We start from the raw sequence: 18,146 nt of genomic DNA on the forward strand, positions 1-18,146 counted from the left end.
ACATGAGGATCCGTTGGGCACTGAGCTACTGGCACCCCTCGATCTGGCCTTCTGGCACCTCGAATCCGATGCCCACCCGATGCATCTCGGCGCGCTCGCCGTGTTCGCCCCGGCTCCCGGCCCGGCGCGCGGCGCGAACGTCTCGGAACTACTGGGCAGCCGCGCCGCCGCGATTCCCCGGCTGCGGATGCGCGTCAGGGACGTGCTGCTGCCGGTCGGTGGCGCGGCGTGGTTCGTGGACAAGGACTTCGATGTGCGCCGGCACATCGAGCGGGTACGCCTGACCGGCGTGGAGTCGCGGGACGACGACGGATTCATGGCCGGCGCCACCCGGCTCGCCGGCGAGCTGATGGAGCGACCGCTCGAACGGGGCCTGCCTCCCTGGCAGATGTATCTGGTCGAGGGCGCGGACGGCGGCCCCTTCGCCGTACTCGTCAAGCTCCACCACGCGCTCGCCGACGGGATGCGGGCCGTCGCCATCGGCGCCGGGATCTTCGATGAGATCGCCCCGCTGGCCGGCCGAGCCCGCGGGGCCGTCTCCCCCCGTCGGTCGCGCGCGGTCCCGCCCCGCTCCTGGATGCCCGGCCCCCGTCAGGTGGCCGGTCTCGCGCTGGGCCGGATCGAGGATCTCGGGCGGGCGTTCGGGGTCGGTGCCTCCATGGTCCGGGCGAGCCGACTGGATCTGCGCGGAGCACCCGCACTCACCGCGAGCTCCAGCGGTACCCGGCGGCTGGCCACCGCGGACCTGGACCTCGCCGCCGTCCAGCGCATCCGGCGGGCCGCCGGGGGAACGACCAACGACGTCCTGCTCGCGGTCGTGGCCGGGGCGCTGCGCCGGTGGATGCTGGAGCGCGGCGAAGCGCTGCCTCCCGAGGACCCGCGCGCCCTGGTGCCGGTCTCCCGTCGGCGGCCGGGCCAGCCCGCCGCGACCGGGAACAAGCTCTCCGCATATCTGCTGGGGCTCCCCGTCTCCGAGCCCGATCCCTGGAAACGGCTCCGAACCGTCCGCGCCGCCATGGACCGGAACAAGGCCGCGGGCCCCTTCCGCGGCGCCGGCGCGGTCGCGGTGCTCGCCGATCAGTTGCCGTCGCTGGCCCACCGGTTCGGCGCGCCGATCGCCGGGAACGCGGCCAGGATGCTCTTCGACGTCCTGGTCACCAGCGTGCCCCTGCCGCGCTCGGCCCTCTCGCTCGGCGGCTGTCCGCTGCGCGCCGTCTATCCGATGGCGCCGCTGGCGCGCGGTCAGTCCCTGGCCGTCGCCCTGTCCACGTACGGCGGCCGGGTGCAGGTCGGACTGGTGGCCGACGGCAAGGCGCTGCCCGATCTGGACCGGCTGGCGGGCTGTGCCGACGACGAGGTGGCCCACCTGCTCACGCTGCTGCCGCCTCCCTGACGGGCTGTCCTCCATCGACCATAGATCGGACAGATTTCCAAGAAGAAGCCGCAGTTCATGATGTCCGGGGTGTTGACGTGCCCAAGTGATCCGATGAATATTCGCTCTGTGCAGGAAGCGATCATCGGGGAGGGCGGCGGAAGCATGCGGCGCAACAGACTGGGAAACAGCGCGGTCGACGTCACCGAACTGTCCTTCGGGGCGGCCGCCATCGGCAACCTCTTCAGCGCCGTCGACCCCGCGCAGGCCGCGGCCGCCGTCGACGCCGCGTGGGACGAGGGCATCCGCTACTTCGACACCGCGCCGCACTACGGACTCGGACTCTCCGAGCGACGGCTCGGCGAGGCCCTGCGCGGCAGGCCCCGCGACTCCTACGTGCTGTCCACCAAGGTGGGACGGGTGCTCGACCCGCTGCCCGCCGACGGCGCCCTGGAGAGCATGCCCGACGGGCTCTCCGAGGGCTTCGCCGTGCGAGCCACCCACCGCCGCCGCTGGGACTTCAGCGCGGACGGCGTGCGCCGCAGCATCGGGGACAGCCTGGAGCGGCTGGGCCTCGACCGGATCGACATCGCGTATCTGCACGACCCGGACGACCACGCGGAGACCGCGTTCCACGAGGCCTATCCGCAACTGGAGGAACTGCGCGCACAAGGTGTCGTCGGCGCCATCGGCGCCGGAATGAACCAGACCGCGATGCTCACCCGTTTCCTGCGCGACACCGACGTCGACGTCGTGCTCTGCGCGGGCCGCTACACGCTCCTCGACCAGTCCGCCCTGACCGAACTGCTGCCCGAGGCGGCCGCCCGCGGTCGCAGCGTCGTCGTCGGCGGCGTCTTCAACTCCGGGCTGCTCGCCGACCCGCGCCCCGGTGCCACGTACGACTACACGGCCGCACCCCTCACCCTGCTGGACCGGGCGCTGCGCATGAAGGCAGTCACCGAGGGCCACGGCGTCCCGCTGCGGGCCGCCGCGCTCCACTACCCGCTCGCACACCCGGCCGTGGCCGGAGTGCTCGTCGGCACCCGTTCCCCGGACGAGGTGCGAGACGCCGCCGCCCTGCTCCGCCGGGAGATCCCGGACGAACTCTGGGACGACCTGCGCGCCGAGGGCCTGCTGACCGAGGACGGACACTGACATGAGGATCGCCCTGCACACCAAGGTCCGTGCCGACCGCGTCGAGGAGTACGAGGCCGCCCACCGCGAGGTCCCCGCCGAGCTGACCGCCGCGATCCGGGCGGCGGGCGCCACCTCCTGGACGATCTGGCGCAGCGGCACCGATCTCTTCCACGTCATCGACTGCGAGGATTACGCCGCACTCCTCGCCGCATTGGAGGAACTCCCCGTAAACGTCGCCTGGCAGACCAGGATGGCCGAACTGCTCGACGTGGCGCACGACTACTCGTCGGACGGTGCCGAAGCCGGTCTGCCGGTCGCCTGGGAGCTGTGACATGACCGGTCAGGAACGGATCGTCGACGCCCATCATCATGTCTGGGACCTGTCGGTGCGCGACCAGGAATGGATCACCGGCGACGAACTCGCCCCGATCCGGCGCAGCTTCACCCTCGCCGAACTGGAGCCCGAGGCACGCGCCGCGGGGGTGTACGCCACCGTCCTCGTGCAGACCGTCACCGTGCCCGGGGAGACCCCCGAATTCCTCGCCCTCGCCCATGACAGCGACCTGGTCGCGGGCGTCGTCGGTTGGTGCGACCTCACGGCACCGGATGTCGCGGACACCCTCGCCGCCCTGCGCGAACATCCCGGTGGCGACCGGCTCGTCGGCATCCGCCACCAGGTCCAGGGCGAACCGGACCCCAAGTGGCTGCTGCGCCCCGACGTCCGGCGCGGACTGCGCGCCGTCGCCGACGCGGGACTCGTCTACGACCTCGTCGTCCAGGCCCACCAGCTGCCCGCCACCGTCGAGGCCGCCGCTCTGCTGCCCGAGCTGACCTTCGTGCTCGACCATGCCGGCAAGCCGCCCGTGGCGGCCGGTGAACTGCGTCCCTGGGCCGACGACCTGCGAGCGCTCGCGGCCCGGCCCAACACCGCGTGCAAGCTCTCCGGCCTGGTCACCGAGGCCGATGTGCGCTCCTGGACCGTGAACGACCTGCGCCCGTACGCCGACACCGTCCTGGACTCCTTCGGGCCGGACCGGACGATGTTCGGCTCGGACTGGCCGGTGTGCCGGCTCGCCGCGACGTACGAGGAGGTCGTCGACACGGCACGCACCCTGATCGGCGCCCTCACCGAGGACGAGCGGCGCCTCGTCCTCGCCACCACGGCGGAGCGCGTGTACGGCATCCGACAGGCGTCCGGCCCATGATTCCGGCAGTCTGGAACCATGCCCGAACTGCCGGAAGTCGAAGCCCTGCGGGTCTTCCTCGACGACCACCTGGTCGGCAGGGTGATCGACCGGGTCCTGCCGCTCAACGTGAGCGTCCTCAAGACGTACGACCCGCCGCTCACCGCATTGCACGGCGGCACCGTCACGGACATCGCCCGGCACGGGAAGTTCCTGGACATCGGTGTCGGCCCGCTGCACCTGATCACCCATCTCGCGCGGGCCGGATGGCTGCGCTGGAAGGACAGCTTCCCCACCGCGCCGCCGCGTCCCGGCAAGGGCCCCCTGGCGCTGCGGACCGTACTCATCGGCGGCGACGGCTTCGATCTCACCGAGGCGGGCACCACCAAGCGCCTCTCCGTCCACCTGGTGCACGACCCGGGCGAGGTCCCCGGCATCGCCCGTCTGGGCCCCGATCCCCTCGACGACTCCTTCGACCGTGACGCGTTCGCCGCGCTGCTCGCCGGGGAACGCCGACGGATCAAGGGCGCCCTGCGCGACCAGTCCCTCGTCGCCGGTATCGGCAACGCCTACAGCGACGAGATCCTGCACGTCGCGAAGATGTCGCCGTATCTGCTCACCGCGAACCTCACCGACGACGAGATCACCCGGCTCCACACCGCGCTGCGCACCACCCTCCGCGACGCGGTGGCACGCTCCGGCGGACTGGCGGCCGGGAAGCTCAAGGCCGAGAAGAAGAGCGGGATGCGCGTCCACGGACGCACCGGCGAGCCGTGTCCCGTCTGTGGGGACACCGTGCGCGAGGTCTCGTTCAGCGACTCCTCGTTGCAGTACTGCCCTACCTGCCAGACCGGAGGCAGGCGACTGGCCGACCGCCGCCTGTCCAGACTGCTCAAGTAGCCCGGACCGGCGGCTCAAGCAGCCCGGACCGGCGGGCGTCCGTCGCACCCGGCCCCGGCGCAGCGGGGAAGCCGTCGGGTGGTCCGCCCGGCCCTGGACAGCGCGTTTCGCCGCAGCGCAAGGAGCCTGTGATGCGCCGGTCGGCACTGGATCCGGTGAAGGCCCGGCGAGGCCGAGGAGCTTGGTTCGAAGCATCCACGGCTGTCGCGCCCGTCCCGGCGGGACCTTCTGTGCGCGGCCCCGCCGGATGAACCGTGCGATCGTTGCAGACGTGTCCCTTTTAGCGCTTTTGTGGCATTGGCTTGGGAGGCGCGAATGGATCGCACGGCCGGCTGCGGAGCGCAGCGTGTCCGCACCGGCGGCTTGCGGTGTCGGGCGCGGTGGGTCGTGGCCGCCGTACTGCTGATACTGCTCGCGTCGGTGGTGCCCGCGTTCGCGCACGCCAGTCTGGTGTCGGCGAGTCCGGCACCAGGGGCCGGGCTGCCGCAGGCTCCGGCGGCGGTGGTGCTGCGCTTCGACGAAGCGTTGAACCTGCGGTTGAGCCATGTCGATGTCGCCGACGCTCGCGGCCGGGAGGTCGGGGTCGGTGCGACGCGGCCGGTCGCCGGTGACGGGCTGGCGATGCAGCGGCGGCTGGGCGCACTCACCCCGGGTGTGTACACGGTGCGGTGGACCAGTGTCGCTCTGGACGACGGACACGTGCTGCACGGCAGCTACCAGTTCGGGATCGGCACCGCGCCGGCGGGCGCCGGGTCGGTGGCGGCCGGACCGACCGCCACCGAGGGCTGGGCCGGGTTGGTGTGCCGGTGGGCCGGGCTGCTGGGCCTGCTGTCGTGGACCGGCACCGCGCTGCTGGCGCGCCGTGCGCAGCAGGCCGGTGTGCCCGCAGCCCGGATCGGGGCGGTGGCGGTGGCCGGGCCGGTGATGGCGCTGGCCGGGCTGTTCGGCGCCGCCGTGTCGGCCGCCGAGATCGCCACCGGGCGCATGGGCGCGGTAGGCACCCTGCTGACCGCCGGTGCGCCCGGCCGGTGGCGGCTGGCCGGGCTGGTGCTGCCTGCCGTCGGTGTGGCCGTCGGTGCCGGTTGGCGGGCCGGGCGCCTCCGCGTCCTGCGGTGGTCGGCGGTGGGGGTGGGGGCGGGCGGGCTGTTCGCCGAAGCGGCGTCCGGGCATGCCGACGTGGCGGCGCATCCGGTGCCGGCCACGTTGGTGCTGTTCGTACATCTACTGGCCGCGGCGGTCTGGGTGGCCGCGATCGTGCTGGGCGTACTGGCCGGGCGGCAGGCGATCGCGGTGCTGGCCGCGCTGACCCCGGCCGCGGTCATGGCGGCGGTGGCCGTGGCCGCGACCGGCGTCGGGAACGCGGCCCAGCAGCTGTCCGGCTGGGGCCAGCTCACCGGCACCGGGTACGGGCGGGCGGTGCTCGGCAAGGCCGCCGCGCTGGCCGTGATGACCGTCGCCGGGCTGTCTCATTACTGGCTGCGCCGCCGCCGCGTCCCGAGGCCGCGAGGGGTGCGGGTCGCGGTCCGTGCGGAGTTGGTCGCGGCGGTGACCGCGATTGCGGTGGCCAGTGCGCTTGTGGGCTACCCCGACCCGCCGCGGGCCGCCACGGTGGCGGCGGAGCAGGCCGCGGGCCGGTCTCCACTGGCGGCCCTGGCCGGCCGGCCGGCAGCGGCGGTTGCCGCCGGTGCGGGCCCGTACGTACTGGGCTGGTCGCTCAGCCCGCCGCGTCCTGGCCGGGTGCGGGTGGAGCTGACCGTGGTCGGCGCCCAGCCGGGGGACGGCCTACGGGACGCAGCGTTCACCGCCCACCGCACCGACGGCACGACGCCGGTGCGGACCGGATTGCGCCCGTGCGGGTTCGGCTGCTTCACCGGCACCGCCACTTTGACCGGCGCCGGTCGCTGGACGACGACGGTCAGCGTGCGCGGCAACCGTGGCCCCGCCACGGCCACACGGTCCCTGCCCCTGCCCGCGCCGGACGGGCGGGCCGACTTCGCCCGGATGCTCACGGCCATGGGGCGGCTGCACTCCCTGCGCATGGATGAGACCCTGCGCGGGTCGACGACCGGCCCGGCGGTCCTCACCCACTACCGGTTCGCCGCCCCGGACGCGATGGCGTACAGCATCGCCGGGGGCGGCAGCGCGGTGCTGATCGGCCCGGACAGTTACCACCGGGACGGTCCGGCCGCCCACTGGCAGCATGACCGCGGCGGGTTCCCGTTCGGCTGGCCGACAGCCTTCTACCGGAGCGAGTTCCGGCCCGCCGCCGCGATCCGCGTCCTGCGCGCCGACTCCGAGGTCGTCGAGCTGGCCTTCGTCCGGCCCGACATCACCGCCTGGTTCACCCTCGAACTCGACCCGCACACCTTCGTACTACGGGCGATGCACATGCGCGCCGAGGGACACCTGATGGACGACACGGTGACCGCCGCCAACCAGCCGATATCCATCCGTCCGCCCACCGGCAGCGGCCGTCAGGCGACGGCCGTGCACCCACGGACCGTCATGCACGGCGCCCGGAAGCTCCCACCTGCGGGGCCAATTGCTCTACGGACAACGCCCGCGCCGTCCAGCAGCAGTACGCGGGTCCAGGCGAGAAGGTCGATGGCCGCAAGGTGCGGAAGCGCGTCCTGCTCGCCTCATGAACGGACTGTCTGTTTCATAGGCCGAGTCGGATCGGCGCAGCTGGAACACCAGCGGTGATCAATGCCGTCAAGGGCGTCGCGAGGTCGCGTGGGGAGAACAGGTCGGCACCGGCATGGGAAGCGATCTCGTGCGGGTGCCACCACTTCGTACCGCTGATGTTCTCCGCAGCGAGTTGGTCGTCGGACAGGGTTCCGCGCGGCGTGAATGCCTCAGTGCGTACGAGAAAGTAGTCGTTGATGACGCCGTCGTAGCCCTCGGCGTACCCAGGGGCCGCGACTTCCTGGTGCCAGACGTGCGGAGGATCGGTTGGGACGGCAAGGCCGATCTCTTCCAGCAGTTCGCGGCTCAGCGCGGCAAGCGGCGTCTCGCCCGGCTCGATTCCTCCGCCGGGAGTCGCCCACACCACCGTTCCTGCCGGCTCCGGAATCGCGAACCGGCAGAGGAGGATTCGCTTGTCCTCGTCGAGGATGATTGCGCGGACTGAATGACGCAGGTTCACAGACGACATCCGGACACGTTAGGCCTCGATCCACGGCTGATGCCTGTGGATGACGTCTGGGAAAGTGGAGGAGTGCCTTGTGACCTGCGAGGGATGGGAGTTCTTCACGCTTCCAGCACGCGCAATCAGCAAGGTACTTCCGAGATGCAGGTTTCCCACACGCCGGCGGCGGTCTCCGCTGCGTTCGATGACCCGAATCCGATCGCGCAGGCCGGGCTGGTCCTGGTGATGCGGCTGGCCCAGCAGCGTGGTCTGTCGCGACTGGTGACGGAGATGGTCGAGTTGACCGGGGTGAGGAACGGCGTGGGTGCGGCGGCGGACGCGAAGGTGACCAGGTGCGGGCGATCGCGGCGAGGGCGTCGGCGGTGGCGTCCGCCTCCCACCCCTTCGCGTAGGGGGAGCTCCGCGACTGGGTGGACAGCTGCATCCCGTGGAGCAGCCGCCCCGGCGGAAACCTGTGCCGCATCCGCATCCAGCCTCTCGCCGAGGCGATCTGTCCGGGCATCAGACAGTCCAGGCCCCACGTGCGGTTTGCACCTGATGAGACGGACCGCCAGGCAAGGGTGGGCCGCGCGGGACTGGCAGCCGATGCGGAACTGGGTCAGCCCCAGAACTCCCGAAGGGCCGCGTTGACGGCGGCGGGCTCCTGGGTGTGCGGGTAGTACCCGGGCACCCGCAGGAGGCGGCCCCCGAGGGAGTCCGTGAGGGACTCGGCCACGGCCATGAGGGGGAGCCCCACGTGCTCGCGGTACGCGGCCGGCGCGCGCTCCCAGGTTCCGCAGATCACCAGAATCGGCAGGGCGGCGCTCCGGACCACCTCCAGCGGGATCTCCGCCTCCCAGATGGGCCGCTCCCTCATGGATGTGGCAACGGCACGGAGTCGGCGCGACGTGGGCTCGGGCATAGCCATCCCCAACCCCTCGGTGGACGCACGTAGATACTGCTCCGGCGTGACGCCGTCCGGGATGCCCGGGGCACCGTCGCGCACCCGGTCGAGGAGGTCGGCGACGACTGGGTGGTGCGCGGCGGCGGTGAAGGCGGAGGGCTGGATGAGGGCAAGGGAGCGGACGAGGTCGGGTCGGCGCGCGGCGGCGATGAGCGCGGCGACGGCGCCGTTCCCGTGCCCCACGAGGTGGGCGCCGCCGAGCCCCACGGCGCAGGCCCCATTGCCGAGAACCTCCACGATGTCCTCGGCGTCGACGTCGAAGTCGCTGCGCGCGGTGTCCGGGCTGTCGCCGTAGCCCCGGCGATCTACCAAGAGGAGCCGCCGACTGTCCGCGAGGGGCCGCTGCCCGGCGAACCCGTACGTGGAGTCGCTGCCCCAGGTGAAGATGTTGTGGATGAAGAGGGCGGGGGCAGCAGCGGCCGCCGGGGTCACCGGGGCCCCCGAAGCTGTCGGGGCCCGGCCTCCTCCGACCCGATCGCGGTCATCCCACACGGTCACGTGCACGGCTGCCATGGGTCATCCTCCCGAAGCTGAGGAAACATCAACTCCCGTGAGAATAAACCTCGATCCACGGCTGATGCCTGTGGACGGGTGCGCACACCGTTCGGTACGGAAAGAAGCGGTGAATCGCGAGGCCCCATACTCCCCGGCACGTCCTAAACTCCGCCCCATGCTGCGCGTACTCGCCGTCGACGACGAAGAACCCGCCCTGGAGGAGCTCCTCTACCTCCTGCGCGCCGATCCCCGCATCCGCAGCGCCGAGGGCGCCACCGGGGCCACCGAGGCGCTGCGCCGGATCGGCAGCGCAGTCGAGGCGGGACCCGAGGACCCGTCCGCGATCGACGTGGTCTTCCTCGACATCCACATGGCCGGTCTCACCGGCCTCGACGTCGCCCAGTTGCTGGCCGGATTCGCCGCGCCCCCTCTGATCGTCTTCGTCACCGCGCACGAGGGCTTCGCCCTCCACGCCTTCGACCTCAAAGCCGTCGACTACGTCCTCAAGCCGGTACGCCGCGAACGCCTCGCCGAGGCGGTCCGCCGGGTGGCCGAACAGGTCGGCGGCCGCTCCGCACCCGTGCTCGACACCGCCAACGACCAGATACCGGTGGAGCTCGGCGGCGTGATCCGGTTCATCCCGATCGACGACATCGCCTACGCCGAGGCCCAGGGCGACTACGCCCGGCTGCACACCGGCACCGGCAGCCACCTCGTCCGGGTCCCCCTCACCACGCTGGAGGAACGCTGGCGCTCACGCGGATTCGTACGCATCCACCGCCGCCATCTCGTCGCGCTGGGCCGGATCGACGAACTCCGCCTGGACGCGGGCAGCATGAGCGTGCGCATCGGCACCGCGGAACTCGCCGTGAGCCGTCGCCACACCCGGGCGCTGCGCGATCTGCTGATGCGCCAGACCGGCCGCTGACCAGGACCTACCCGGGCTCGCAGGCTCTTCCCACCGGGGTCCGGTGCTGCGTACACTCCGAGCCCATGTCCGCAGAGCCCGCGCCCCGGCGCGAAGTGGTGACGGGGGAGCCCCGGCGGGTCCGGCCGCTGCCCCGCTACCGCACCCAGTCGGAGATCGACGAGCAGACCGTACTCGGCGGCGCGTACGTACGTTCACTGATGCGCGGCCAGTTGCGCGCCGGAATCACCGCCTTCACCGTCCTCGCCGTGGTCGTCGGTACGCTGCCGCTGGTCTTCGAGGCCCTGCACAGCGCCGCTCTCGTCTGGGCGGTCCTCGGATTCGCCGCCTATCCGCCGCTGACCCTGACCGCCTGGTGGTACGTGCGGCGTGCCGAGCGCAACGAACGCGACTTCGCCAGGCTCGTGGAAGGCCGCTCCGCACAGTGAGCCGTACGTACGCGGTGGCGGCCGTCGCCGTGGTCGTGGCCGCGACCGTCCTCGTCGGCGGTTTCGGCCTACGCATCTCCCGCACCACTTCCGACTTCTACGTCGCCTCGCGCACCGTGCGGCCCCGGCTCAACGCCGCGGCGATCAGCGGCGAGTACCTCTCCGCCGCCTCCTACCTCGGCATCGCCGGCCTGGTGCTCGTGCACGGCCCGGACATGCTCTGGTACCCGGTCGGATACACCGCGGGCTATCTCGTACTGCTGGTCTTCGTCGCCGCGCCGCTGCGCCGGTCGGGGGCCTACACCCTGCCCGACTTCGCCGAGGGGCGGCTGGAGTCGCGGCAGGTGCGCCGGCTGGTGAGCGTCTTCGTCGTGGCGGCGGGCTGGCTGTACCTCGTACCGCAGCTCCAGGGCGCGGGACTGACGCTCAAGATCCTGACCGGCGCGCCCGGCTGGCTCGGCGACGTGCTCGTGGCGTCCGTCGTCGTCCTCGCCGTCGCCGCGGGCGGCATGCGCTCCATCACCTTCGTACAGGTCTTCCAGTACTGGCTGAAACTGACAGCACTCCTCGTCCCCGCGATCTTCCTCGTGCTCGCCTGGCAGGGAGACGGTCAGCCCCGGGTCACGTTCGACGAGCAGCTCTCCGTCTTCCGCGCCGACCATCCGCTGTACGCCACCTACGGGCTGATCGTCGCGACGTTCCTCGGCACCATGGGGCTGCCGCATGTCGTCGTCCGCTTCTACACCAGCCCCAACGGCCGCGACGCCCGCCGCACCACGGTCGCCGTCCTCGCGCTCGTCGGCGTGTTCTACCTGCTGCCACCGGTCTACGGGGCCCTGGGCAGGCTGTACGCCCCCGAACTGATCCACGGCGGGGACGCGGACGCCGCGGTGCTGCTGCTGCCCGAGCGGGTCATCGGCGGCCTCGGCGGCGATCTGCTCGGCGCGCTCATCGCGGGCGGCGCCTTCGCGGCGTTCCTGTCGACCGCCTCCGGCCTCACGATGGCCGTCGCCGGCGTCATCACCCAGGACGTTCTTCCCTCGCGCGGGGTACGTCACTTCCGGCTGGCCACCGTTCTCGCCGTATGCGTGCCTTTGGCCGGATCGCTGATGGTCAGCCGGGTGCCGGTGGCCGACTCGGTGGGCATGGCGTTCGCCGTCTCCGCGTCCTCCTTCTGCCCGCTCCTGGTCCTCGGCATCTGGTGGCGGCGGCTCACCCCGCCCGGAGCGATCGCCGGACTGCTCCTCGGCGGCGGCTCCGCGTTCCTGTCCGTCGCCATCACCGTCAGCGGCGCCGTACGCCCGCCGGGCTGGCCGCACGCCCTGCTCGCCTGGCCCGCCGTCTGGTCGGTGCCGGTCGGTTTCCTCGCCATGGTCCTGGTCTCCCTCGCCACGCCCGGCCGCATACCTCCCGGCACCAACGCCGCCATGACCCGCTTCCACCTGCCGGAAGCGCTGACCTCCGGGAGACACCGATGACCGGGGCCGGATACGCCGTGCTCGTCCTCCTGCTGCTGGGCGCGGGCTTCCTGCTCGGCCGCCGCACCGCCCGCCCCGTCCGCACCAGCGATGTCGGAACCCCCGTCGAGCACGCCACCTTCGAGACCCTGCACACGGCCTCGCTCGCCGCGCCGCCCCTGCGCGCCGGACTCACCGAGGAGAGCGCCCGCAAATCCGCCCGCAGGCTCCGCTCCCTGCTCGGCACCGACGCCCTCTGCCTCACCGACCGCGACCGGGTGCTGGTCTGGGACGGGGAGGGCGAACACCACGGCCGGCACGTCATGGACCAGGTGCGCGGCCTCCTCGCCAGCGGCCGGGACACCGCCTTCCACAGCGACTGCGACGACCTGGACTGCCCGCTGCGCTGGGCCGTCGCCGTACCGCTCACCGTCGACCACCGGGTGCTCGGCACACTCATCGCCTACGCCCCACGCGAATCCGCGGTGCTGGCGAGAGCGGCCGGGGAGGTGGCCCGCTGGGTCTGCGTACAGCTGGAACTGGCCGAGCTCGACCGCTCCCGCACCCAGCTCATCGAGGCCGAGATCAGGGCGCTGCGGGCCCAGATCTCCCCGCACTTCATCTTCAACTCGCTCGCCGCCATTGCCTCGTTCGTCCGTACCGACCCCGAGCGGGCCCGCGAACTCCTGCTGGAATTCGCCGACTTCACGCGCTACTCGTTCCGCAGACACGGCGACTTCACCACCCTCGCCGACGAACTGCACTCCATCGACCAGTACTTGGAGCTGGTGAGGGCCCGCTTCGGCGAACGGCTCGCGGTCACCCTCCAGGTCGCCCCCGAGGTGCTGCCCGTCGCCCTGCCCTTCCTCTGCCTGCAGCCCCTGGTCGAGAACGCGGTCAAACACGGCCTCGAAGGAGCGGTCGGCCCTCCCCGGCCCCTCGGTCCCGGTCGAGCGGGGGAGACCCCCATCCGGATCACCATCAGCGCACTCGACGCCGGGTCCGAGGCCGAAGTCGTCATCGAGGACGACGGCGCGGGAATGGACCCCGAACGCCTGCGCCACATCCTGCGCGGCGAGGGCGGCCACTCCACCGGGATCGGCCTGTTGAACGTCGACGAAAGGCTGCGTCAGGTGTACGGGGACGACTACGGACTCGTCATCGAGACGGGCCTCGGCGCAGGGATGAGGATCACGGTGCGGTTGCCCAAGTACCGTGCGGGGGTGCACGGTTCCTGATCACCGGGCAGGGAGGCGTTCAGTGCAGATGGATCGCCAGATGCCCCAGCGGCAGCCCCAGCTGCCAGGCGGGCGTCCACACCTGGGCCGACTCGTCCGCGTCCGGCTCGTCGCCGACAGGTTCCCACGGCGGCGGACCGATCGCGTCGAGGTCGGCCGCCAGCAGTTCGGTCTCCTCCAGCCACCGCCAGGCCGCGCGGGCCAGCGCCAGATCGGGGTCCGCTCCCCCGGACCCGGGCCCGGCGGACACCTCCGGCGCGTCGAGCCGCTCACAGACCCAGCCGCGCCAGGCCGTCCCGTACGCGGTCAGCAGCCGCAGCTCGTCCAGCCGGGCCGCGGGCAGGGCGTCGGCCGCACCGTCGTCGGAGAGGAAGATGGTGAGCGCGAGCGCGTCGCGGCCCGCGCGGTACTCCAGTGTGGACGGCTCCATCAGATCGCCGGTCCGCAGCAGCTCATCGGCCATGTACTCGGCGTACATCCAGGCCATCGGGACCAGCAGCCCGCCCCCACTGGTTCCATCCTGACGTTCCGGGCGCATCCCGTCTCGCCTCTTTCTCTTCTCGGCACCGGGCTTCACGGAGCATTGAACCGGGGGAGCGCGCCCCGCGTGGCCAGAAAGACAGGATCCGTCACGACCGGACCCGTCCACGACACGAGGATGCGATGACCGCCGATCCCGGGGAGGGCCCGCACGTGCCGCAGCTGCTCGGCGCCTACGTCCTCGATGCGCTCACGGCCGACGAGACCCGTACGGTCTCCCGCCATCTGCAGTCGTGCGACCGCTGCGCCGCCGACTACGTGGAGGTCGCGGAGGCCGTGTCGCTGCTCGCCCTGCTGAGCGTGGACGACCTGCTGGAGTAGCCCGGCAGGTTGCGGGAGAGCTGCCGCAGCGCATAGTAGGAGCGGGACTTGACGGTGCCCGCCGGAACACCCAGGACCCGGGCCGTCTCGCCCACGCTGAGGCCGCGGAAATATATCTGGACGAGGACGGCGCGGTGTTCCGGGCTGAGGGTGCGCACCGCGTCGCGCACGTCGAGGGCCGAGACCGTGGACTCGGTGGTGTCGTCCTCGCCCGCGGCGGTCTCCAGCACGACGTCGCCCACCTCGGTGGGCCGGGCCTGCCTCGACCGGCGCGCATCGATCGCCAGGCGCCGCGCGACGGTGAAGAGCCAGGGCCGCATCGAGTCGTACGGAGCGTCGAAGGCCTCCGGATGCTGCCAGGCCCGCACCAGCGTCTCCTGGAGCAGATCCTCGGCCCGCTGCCGGTCGCCGAAGGTCAGCCCGAGCAGAAAGTGGAACAGGGCTGGGCCGTGTTCCCGCTGGACATCCGCGAGGGCCCGCTCATCGGTCGTCGTGGTGGTCATCGTGAGCGCCCTTCCCCGTGGTGGCCCCTGCCGTTTCGCTGCCGACTGCCGTATACGAACGCATCGGGGCTCCGAGGAACAGTCGATGGGCGGCTCCGTGCGACGAGCGGTCGCACAGTGCGGCGAATGGTGCGGTGAACGGTCGGGCGGCGGGCGGCCCGGTGGTGCGCACGGTGGCCGGCGCGGTGTCCGTGCGGGCGTCGGGGGCTTCGCAGGACGCCGGGCCGCCCTTCGCCCCCGTCCTCTCGGCGGACGGGGCGAAGGAGCACGGGGCGACGGATCAACCCGTTCCCGTACCTGTTCCCGCCTCCGGTGTCCTCGCCATCTCGGACTTCCGGTACGAGTAACCGAAATAGATCACCAGACCGATCAGGAACCACACCACGAAGCGCACCCACGTCTGCCACTGCAGGAAGGTGATCAGCCAGACCGAGAACACCACGCCCAGGGCCGGCACGAACGGCATGCCGGGGGTGCGGAACGTACGGGGGAGCTCGGGCCGCTTGTAGCGCAGCACGATCACCGCGATGCACACCACCACGAACGCCAGCAGAATGCCGATGTTCGTCAGCTCGGCGGCCTCGCCGATCGGCAGGAACCCGGCGATCACGGCCGAAGCCGCGCCGACGATCCAGGTCACCCGGGTCGGTACGTGCCGGGTCGGATGGGTCTTGGCGAACCACTTGGGCAGCAGCCCGTCGCGGCTCATCGAGAACCACACCCGGGTCACGCCGAGCATGAAGGTGAACATCACGGTGAGGATGCCGATGATGGCGCCCGCCGCGATCACATTGGCGAGTCCGCTGAGCCCGACCGACTTGAAGGCCGTGGAGAACCCGGATTCCGGGTCGATGTCCTTGTAGCTCTGCATCCCCGTGAGCACCAGGCACGCCGCCACATAGAGCACCATCGAGATGGCGAGGGAGTACAGGATCGCCTTGGGCATGTGGCGCTGGGCGTCCTTGGACTCCTCGGCGGCCGTCGACATGGCGTCGTACCCGAACACCGCGAAGAACACCGTGGCTGCGCCGGTGAAGGCACCGCCCACGCCGAACGGGAAGAACGGGTGGTAGTTCGCGGTGTTGATGTGGAACACGCCGACGCCGATGACCAGCAGGACGACCAGGACCTTCAGAACGACGACGACCGTTTCGAAGCGGGCGGCGTTCTTGATGCCGAGGGTCAGGAGGTACGCCACGAGGAGGCAGAGCAGCGCGGCGAACAGGTCGACCCGATGGCCCGGCCCGGTGCCCGGCGCGCCCAGCATCCACTTCGGCAGTTCGAGCCCCATCTCCCCGAGCAGAAAGCTGAAGTAGCCGGAGATGCCGATCGCGACCACGGCGACGATCGCCGTGTACTCCAGCAGCAGGTCCCAGCCGATGAACCAGCCCACCAGCTCGCCGAGCACCGCGTATCCGTAGGTGTAGGCGGAACCGGCTTTGGGGATCAGGCCCGCGAACTCCGCGTAACTGAACGCGGCCGCCGCGCTCGCCACACCCGCGATCAGGAAGGAGAGCAGGACCGCGGGTCCCGCGGTGCCGTTCGCCACCGTGCCGGCGAGGGTGAAGATGCCCGCGCCGATGATGCCGCCCACGCCGATCGCCGTGAGCTGCCACAACCCGAGCGATCTGGTGAGCCGAGTGGTGACGTCCCCCGTCGGCCTCGTCTCGTCGATCTGTTCGATCGGTTTGCGGCGCAGTACACCCTCGCCCACCCGGAGCCTGGCCATGAGTCACCTCTTCGCTGACGGCTGTCCCTGACGGGCGCTCATGATGGCCCAGACGGAGGAGGGACGAAAGACGGCGTGCCGTCCGGCGGAGGCGTGGGTTCCGCGACGGTCACGGGACGACCGTGACGGGCCAACGGCCCGCCTTCACCAGCCGGATGGCCACCGATCCGACAAAGCGGTGCCCGGCCGATTCCGACGCTCCCACCACGACGGCATCGGCCTTGAGCTCGTCCGCCGCCGTCACGAGCCCGATGTAGGGATCCCCGCGGAAGGTGTGGAACTCCCAGCGCACATCCCATATGTCCTTCATCCGTGCCGTCGCTTCCCGGATCTCGTTCACCAGCCCCTCCGCGACCTCTCCGGTCGTGTCGGCGACCGGTGCGCCGAGCGCGGCCCCGGCGGGCAGTACGGGCTGGACGTAGACGAGGGCGAGCATGGCTCCCTGCCGACGGGCGAGTCCCGCCGCGTACGCCGCGGCACGCATGGACGAATCGGACCCGTCGAGGCCGGAGACGATCACTTTCGGGCCGTCTGTGCCACGTTCGAACTGGTGGGGCTGCTGGTCAGTCACGGCAGTGAGGCTATCCGCTCCCGGAGTCGGCTCCGGCCCCGGATGCGGCGCGACCTGGGAAGGGGCTGCCGGTTGCTCCGGAGTCGGTCCCTCCATTGGGTACAAAACCCCACATGGTCGGTGTCGTTGGCCGGGGCGCGCTCACCGACGTGCGAGCAGTTGGTCATGAAAAATGATCAGAGGCTGCCGGGGCGCAGAATGCTGCTGAGGCTGGCTGCCGGACTCGGCACGGCCGGTGCCGTGCGTGTGATCGCCGCAGACCCGGCCGGAGCACCGTCCCGGACCTCCGCACCGGTCGTGGGCGCCGCGGGACCCCGGTCCGCCCCTCGCGCGCGCCCCTCCGCCTACCGGCTCCGGCCGATGACCGCGGGCGCCCCGCCCCGCTTCCGGCCCGCGGCGCCCCCCGTCCGCACCAGGCCCTTCGAGAAGCTGCCCGAGATCGGGCAGGCCATGGTGCTCACCTTCGACGACGGCCCGGACCCGCTCTACACCCCGCACATCCTCGCCACGTTGCGCGAGCACGATGTCCGAGCGATGTTCTTCCTCTGCGGGGAGATGGCCCACGACAACCAGGACCTGGTGCGGGCGATCGCCGCCGACGGCCACACCATCGGCAACCACACCTGGACGCATCCCCTGGTCACCAAGCTCTCGCGGGCCGGCATCCGCGACGAGATCGGCCGCACCAGCGAGGTGATCGAGAAGATCACCGGTGGTGCGCCGCTCTGGTTCCGGGCACCGTACGGGGCGTGGAACCGGAACTCCTTCGAGATCGGCGCCGAGCTGGGGATGGAACCGATGGCGTGGACCGTCGACACGCTGGACTGGACCGAACCGGGTGTCGGCGCGATCGTCCGCAGGGTCCGGGAGGGGGCGGCACCCGGCGTCGTCGTGCTGTCGCACGACGCGGGAGGCAATCGTTCGCAGAGCGTGACCGCGCTGCGGCGGTACCTCCCCGAACTGCTCGCCGACGGCTACCGGATCACGGTGCCGCAGCGCCGGTGAGCGCGCGGCCGGCGGGCGGAATCGCCGGGCGCGGCGTCGCGGGGGACGTCTCCCGCGGGTGCTTCGGGGGACTCGGCCGCGGCGCCGGCCGGCCGGGGAGGGTCCGGTGAGAAGTCCGCGCCGTTCTGCGCCGGCGCCGTTCCGGCACGCCCGTCGCCCCCGGTCCAGTGGGCCCGGTGCCGGGGGCCCGGGGGTTAGGGGCGCCCCGGGCAGGCCACACCGGGGGGGGGGGGTGCCCGGCCGGGGG

Annotated in this window: 18 protein-coding genes; 12 read left to right on the forward strand and 6 right to left on the reverse strand. The window is 71.8% G+C overall.

All coding sequences use genetic code 11. From position 1 onward, the window contains the following. Positions 1–13: 13 nt before the first annotated feature. The 6 genes from ACIOHC_RS16395 (at position 14) to ACIOHC_RS16420 (ending at position 7,296) form a co-directional block, all read left to right on the forward strand. Complete coding sequence (locus tag ACIOHC_RS16395; RefSeq protein ID WP_401843031.1) at positions 14–1,393, forward strand: wax ester/triacylglycerol synthase family O-acyltransferase; 1,380 nt, start codon at positions 14–16, stop codon at positions 1,391–1,393. Between the two features lie 144 nt (positions 1,394–1,537). Beyond that, positions 1,538–2,527: an aldo/keto reductase gene (locus ACIOHC_RS16400; protein WP_351081377.1), complete on the forward strand. Its 990-nt coding sequence runs from the start codon at positions 1,538–1,540 to the stop codon at positions 2,525–2,527. Position 2,528: 1 nt separating this feature from the next. Continuing rightward, positions 2,529–2,840: an L-rhamnose mutarotase gene (locus ACIOHC_RS16405; RefSeq protein ID WP_401843033.1), complete on the forward strand. Its 312-nt coding sequence runs from the start codon at positions 2,529–2,531 to the stop codon at positions 2,838–2,840. Position 2,841: 1 nt separating this feature from the next. Then, positions 2,842–3,714 (forward strand): amidohydrolase family protein, encoded by an 873-nt coding sequence (locus ACIOHC_RS16410; RefSeq protein ID WP_389637375.1) that lies wholly within the window; start codon positions 2,842–2,844, stop codon positions 3,712–3,714. Positions 3,715–3,732: 18 nt separating this feature from the next. Beyond that, on the forward strand, positions 3,733–4,593 hold the full coding sequence (locus tag ACIOHC_RS16415; RefSeq protein WP_351081372.1) for a DNA-formamidopyrimidine glycosylase family protein: 861 nt from the start codon (positions 3,733–3,735) through the stop codon (positions 4,591–4,593). A gap of 387 nt (positions 4,594–4,980) precedes the next feature. After that, on the forward strand, positions 4,981–7,296 hold the full coding sequence (locus tag ACIOHC_RS16420; RefSeq protein ID WP_401843034.1) for a copper resistance protein CopC: 2,316 nt from the start codon (positions 4,981–4,983) through the stop codon (positions 7,294–7,296). Here ACIOHC_RS16420 and ACIOHC_RS16425 read toward each other — a convergent pair. Beyond that, the gene (locus ACIOHC_RS16425) at positions 7,253–7,747 is read right to left on the reverse strand and encodes an NUDIX domain-containing protein (protein ID WP_351081368.1); all 495 of its coding nucleotides are present in this window, start codon (positions 7,745–7,747) and stop codon (positions 7,253–7,255) included. The two genes, ACIOHC_RS16420 and ACIOHC_RS16425, sit on opposite strands and share 44 nt — an antisense overlap. A gap of 592 nt (positions 7,748–8,339) precedes the next feature. Beyond that, the gene (locus ACIOHC_RS16430; protein ID WP_351081366.1) at positions 8,340–9,197 is read right to left on the reverse strand and encodes an alpha/beta hydrolase; all 858 of its coding nucleotides are present in this window, start codon (positions 9,195–9,197) and stop codon (positions 8,340–8,342) included. A 157-nt stretch (positions 9,198–9,354) separates the two neighbouring features. Here ACIOHC_RS16430 and ACIOHC_RS16435 point away from each other — a divergent pair, with 157 nt between their 5' ends. From ACIOHC_RS16435 to ACIOHC_RS16450, 4 genes are all read left to right on the forward strand, one after another. Beyond that, positions 9,355–10,107, forward strand: coding sequence for a LytTR family DNA-binding domain-containing protein (locus ACIOHC_RS16435; protein ID WP_351081364.1), 753 nt, complete (start codon positions 9,355–9,357; stop codon positions 10,105–10,107). A gap of 65 nt (positions 10,108–10,172) precedes the next feature. Next, positions 10,173–10,535 (forward strand): hypothetical protein, encoded by a 363-nt coding sequence (locus ACIOHC_RS16440; RefSeq protein WP_351081362.1) that lies wholly within the window; start codon positions 10,173–10,175, stop codon positions 10,533–10,535. Further along, the gene (locus ACIOHC_RS16445; protein ID WP_365694212.1) at positions 10,532–12,013 is read left to right on the forward strand and encodes a cation acetate symporter; all 1,482 of its coding nucleotides are present in this window, start codon (positions 10,532–10,534) and stop codon (positions 12,011–12,013) included. Before ACIOHC_RS16440 ends, ACIOHC_RS16445 begins: the two co-directional genes overlap by 4 nt. Further along, positions 12,010–13,230 (forward strand): histidine kinase, encoded by a 1,221-nt coding sequence (locus tag ACIOHC_RS16450; RefSeq protein ID WP_351081358.1) that lies wholly within the window; start codon positions 12,010–12,012, stop codon positions 13,228–13,230. Before ACIOHC_RS16445 ends, ACIOHC_RS16450 begins: the two co-directional genes overlap by 4 nt. A gap of 19 nt (positions 13,231–13,249) precedes the next feature. Here ACIOHC_RS16450 and ACIOHC_RS16455 read toward each other — a convergent pair whose 3' ends face one another. Next, a complete protein-coding gene (locus ACIOHC_RS16455; RefSeq protein ID WP_365694214.1) occupies positions 13,250–13,768 on the reverse strand; it encodes a hypothetical protein in 519 nt (172 codons plus the stop codon). A 125-nt stretch (positions 13,769–13,893) separates the two neighbouring features. On the opposite strand from ACIOHC_RS16455, the gene ACIOHC_RS16460 reads away from it, so the two are divergent. Further along, complete coding sequence (locus ACIOHC_RS16460) at positions 13,894–14,091, forward strand: zf-HC2 domain-containing protein (protein WP_351081354.1); 198 nt, start codon at positions 13,894–13,896, stop codon at positions 14,089–14,091. Here the strand turns inward: ACIOHC_RS16460 and ACIOHC_RS16465 are convergent. The 3 genes from ACIOHC_RS16465 to ACIOHC_RS16475 all read right to left on the reverse strand — a co-directional run bounded on the left by ACIOHC_RS16465 (position 14,025) and on the right by ACIOHC_RS16475 (position 16,894). Then, a complete protein-coding gene (locus ACIOHC_RS16465) occupies positions 14,025–14,594 on the reverse strand; it encodes a sigma-70 family RNA polymerase sigma factor (RefSeq protein WP_401843036.1) in 570 nt (189 codons plus the stop codon). The two genes, ACIOHC_RS16460 and ACIOHC_RS16465, sit on opposite strands and share 67 nt — an antisense overlap. Before the next feature lie 280 nt (positions 14,595–14,874). Beyond that, positions 14,875–16,323, reverse strand: coding sequence for an amino acid permease (locus ACIOHC_RS16470; protein WP_401843038.1), 1,449 nt, complete (start codon positions 16,321–16,323; stop codon positions 14,875–14,877). A gap of 109 nt (positions 16,324–16,432) precedes the next feature. Next, positions 16,433–16,894 (reverse strand): universal stress protein, encoded by a 462-nt coding sequence (locus tag ACIOHC_RS16475; protein WP_351081349.1) that lies wholly within the window; start codon positions 16,892–16,894, stop codon positions 16,433–16,435. Between the two features lie 165 nt (positions 16,895–17,059). Between ACIOHC_RS16475 and ACIOHC_RS16480 the strand changes: the two genes are divergently transcribed. After that, on the forward strand, positions 17,060–17,899 hold the full coding sequence (locus ACIOHC_RS16480) for a polysaccharide deacetylase family protein (protein WP_351081347.1): 840 nt from the start codon (positions 17,060–17,062) through the stop codon (positions 17,897–17,899). Positions 17,900–18,146: the final 247 nt, after the last annotated feature.

This window comes from Streptomyces sp. NPDC088252 (genome assembly GCF_044740965.1).
In the GTDB taxonomy this organism is placed as follows: Bacteria; Actinomycetota; Actinomycetes; order Streptomycetales; family Streptomycetaceae; genus Streptomyces.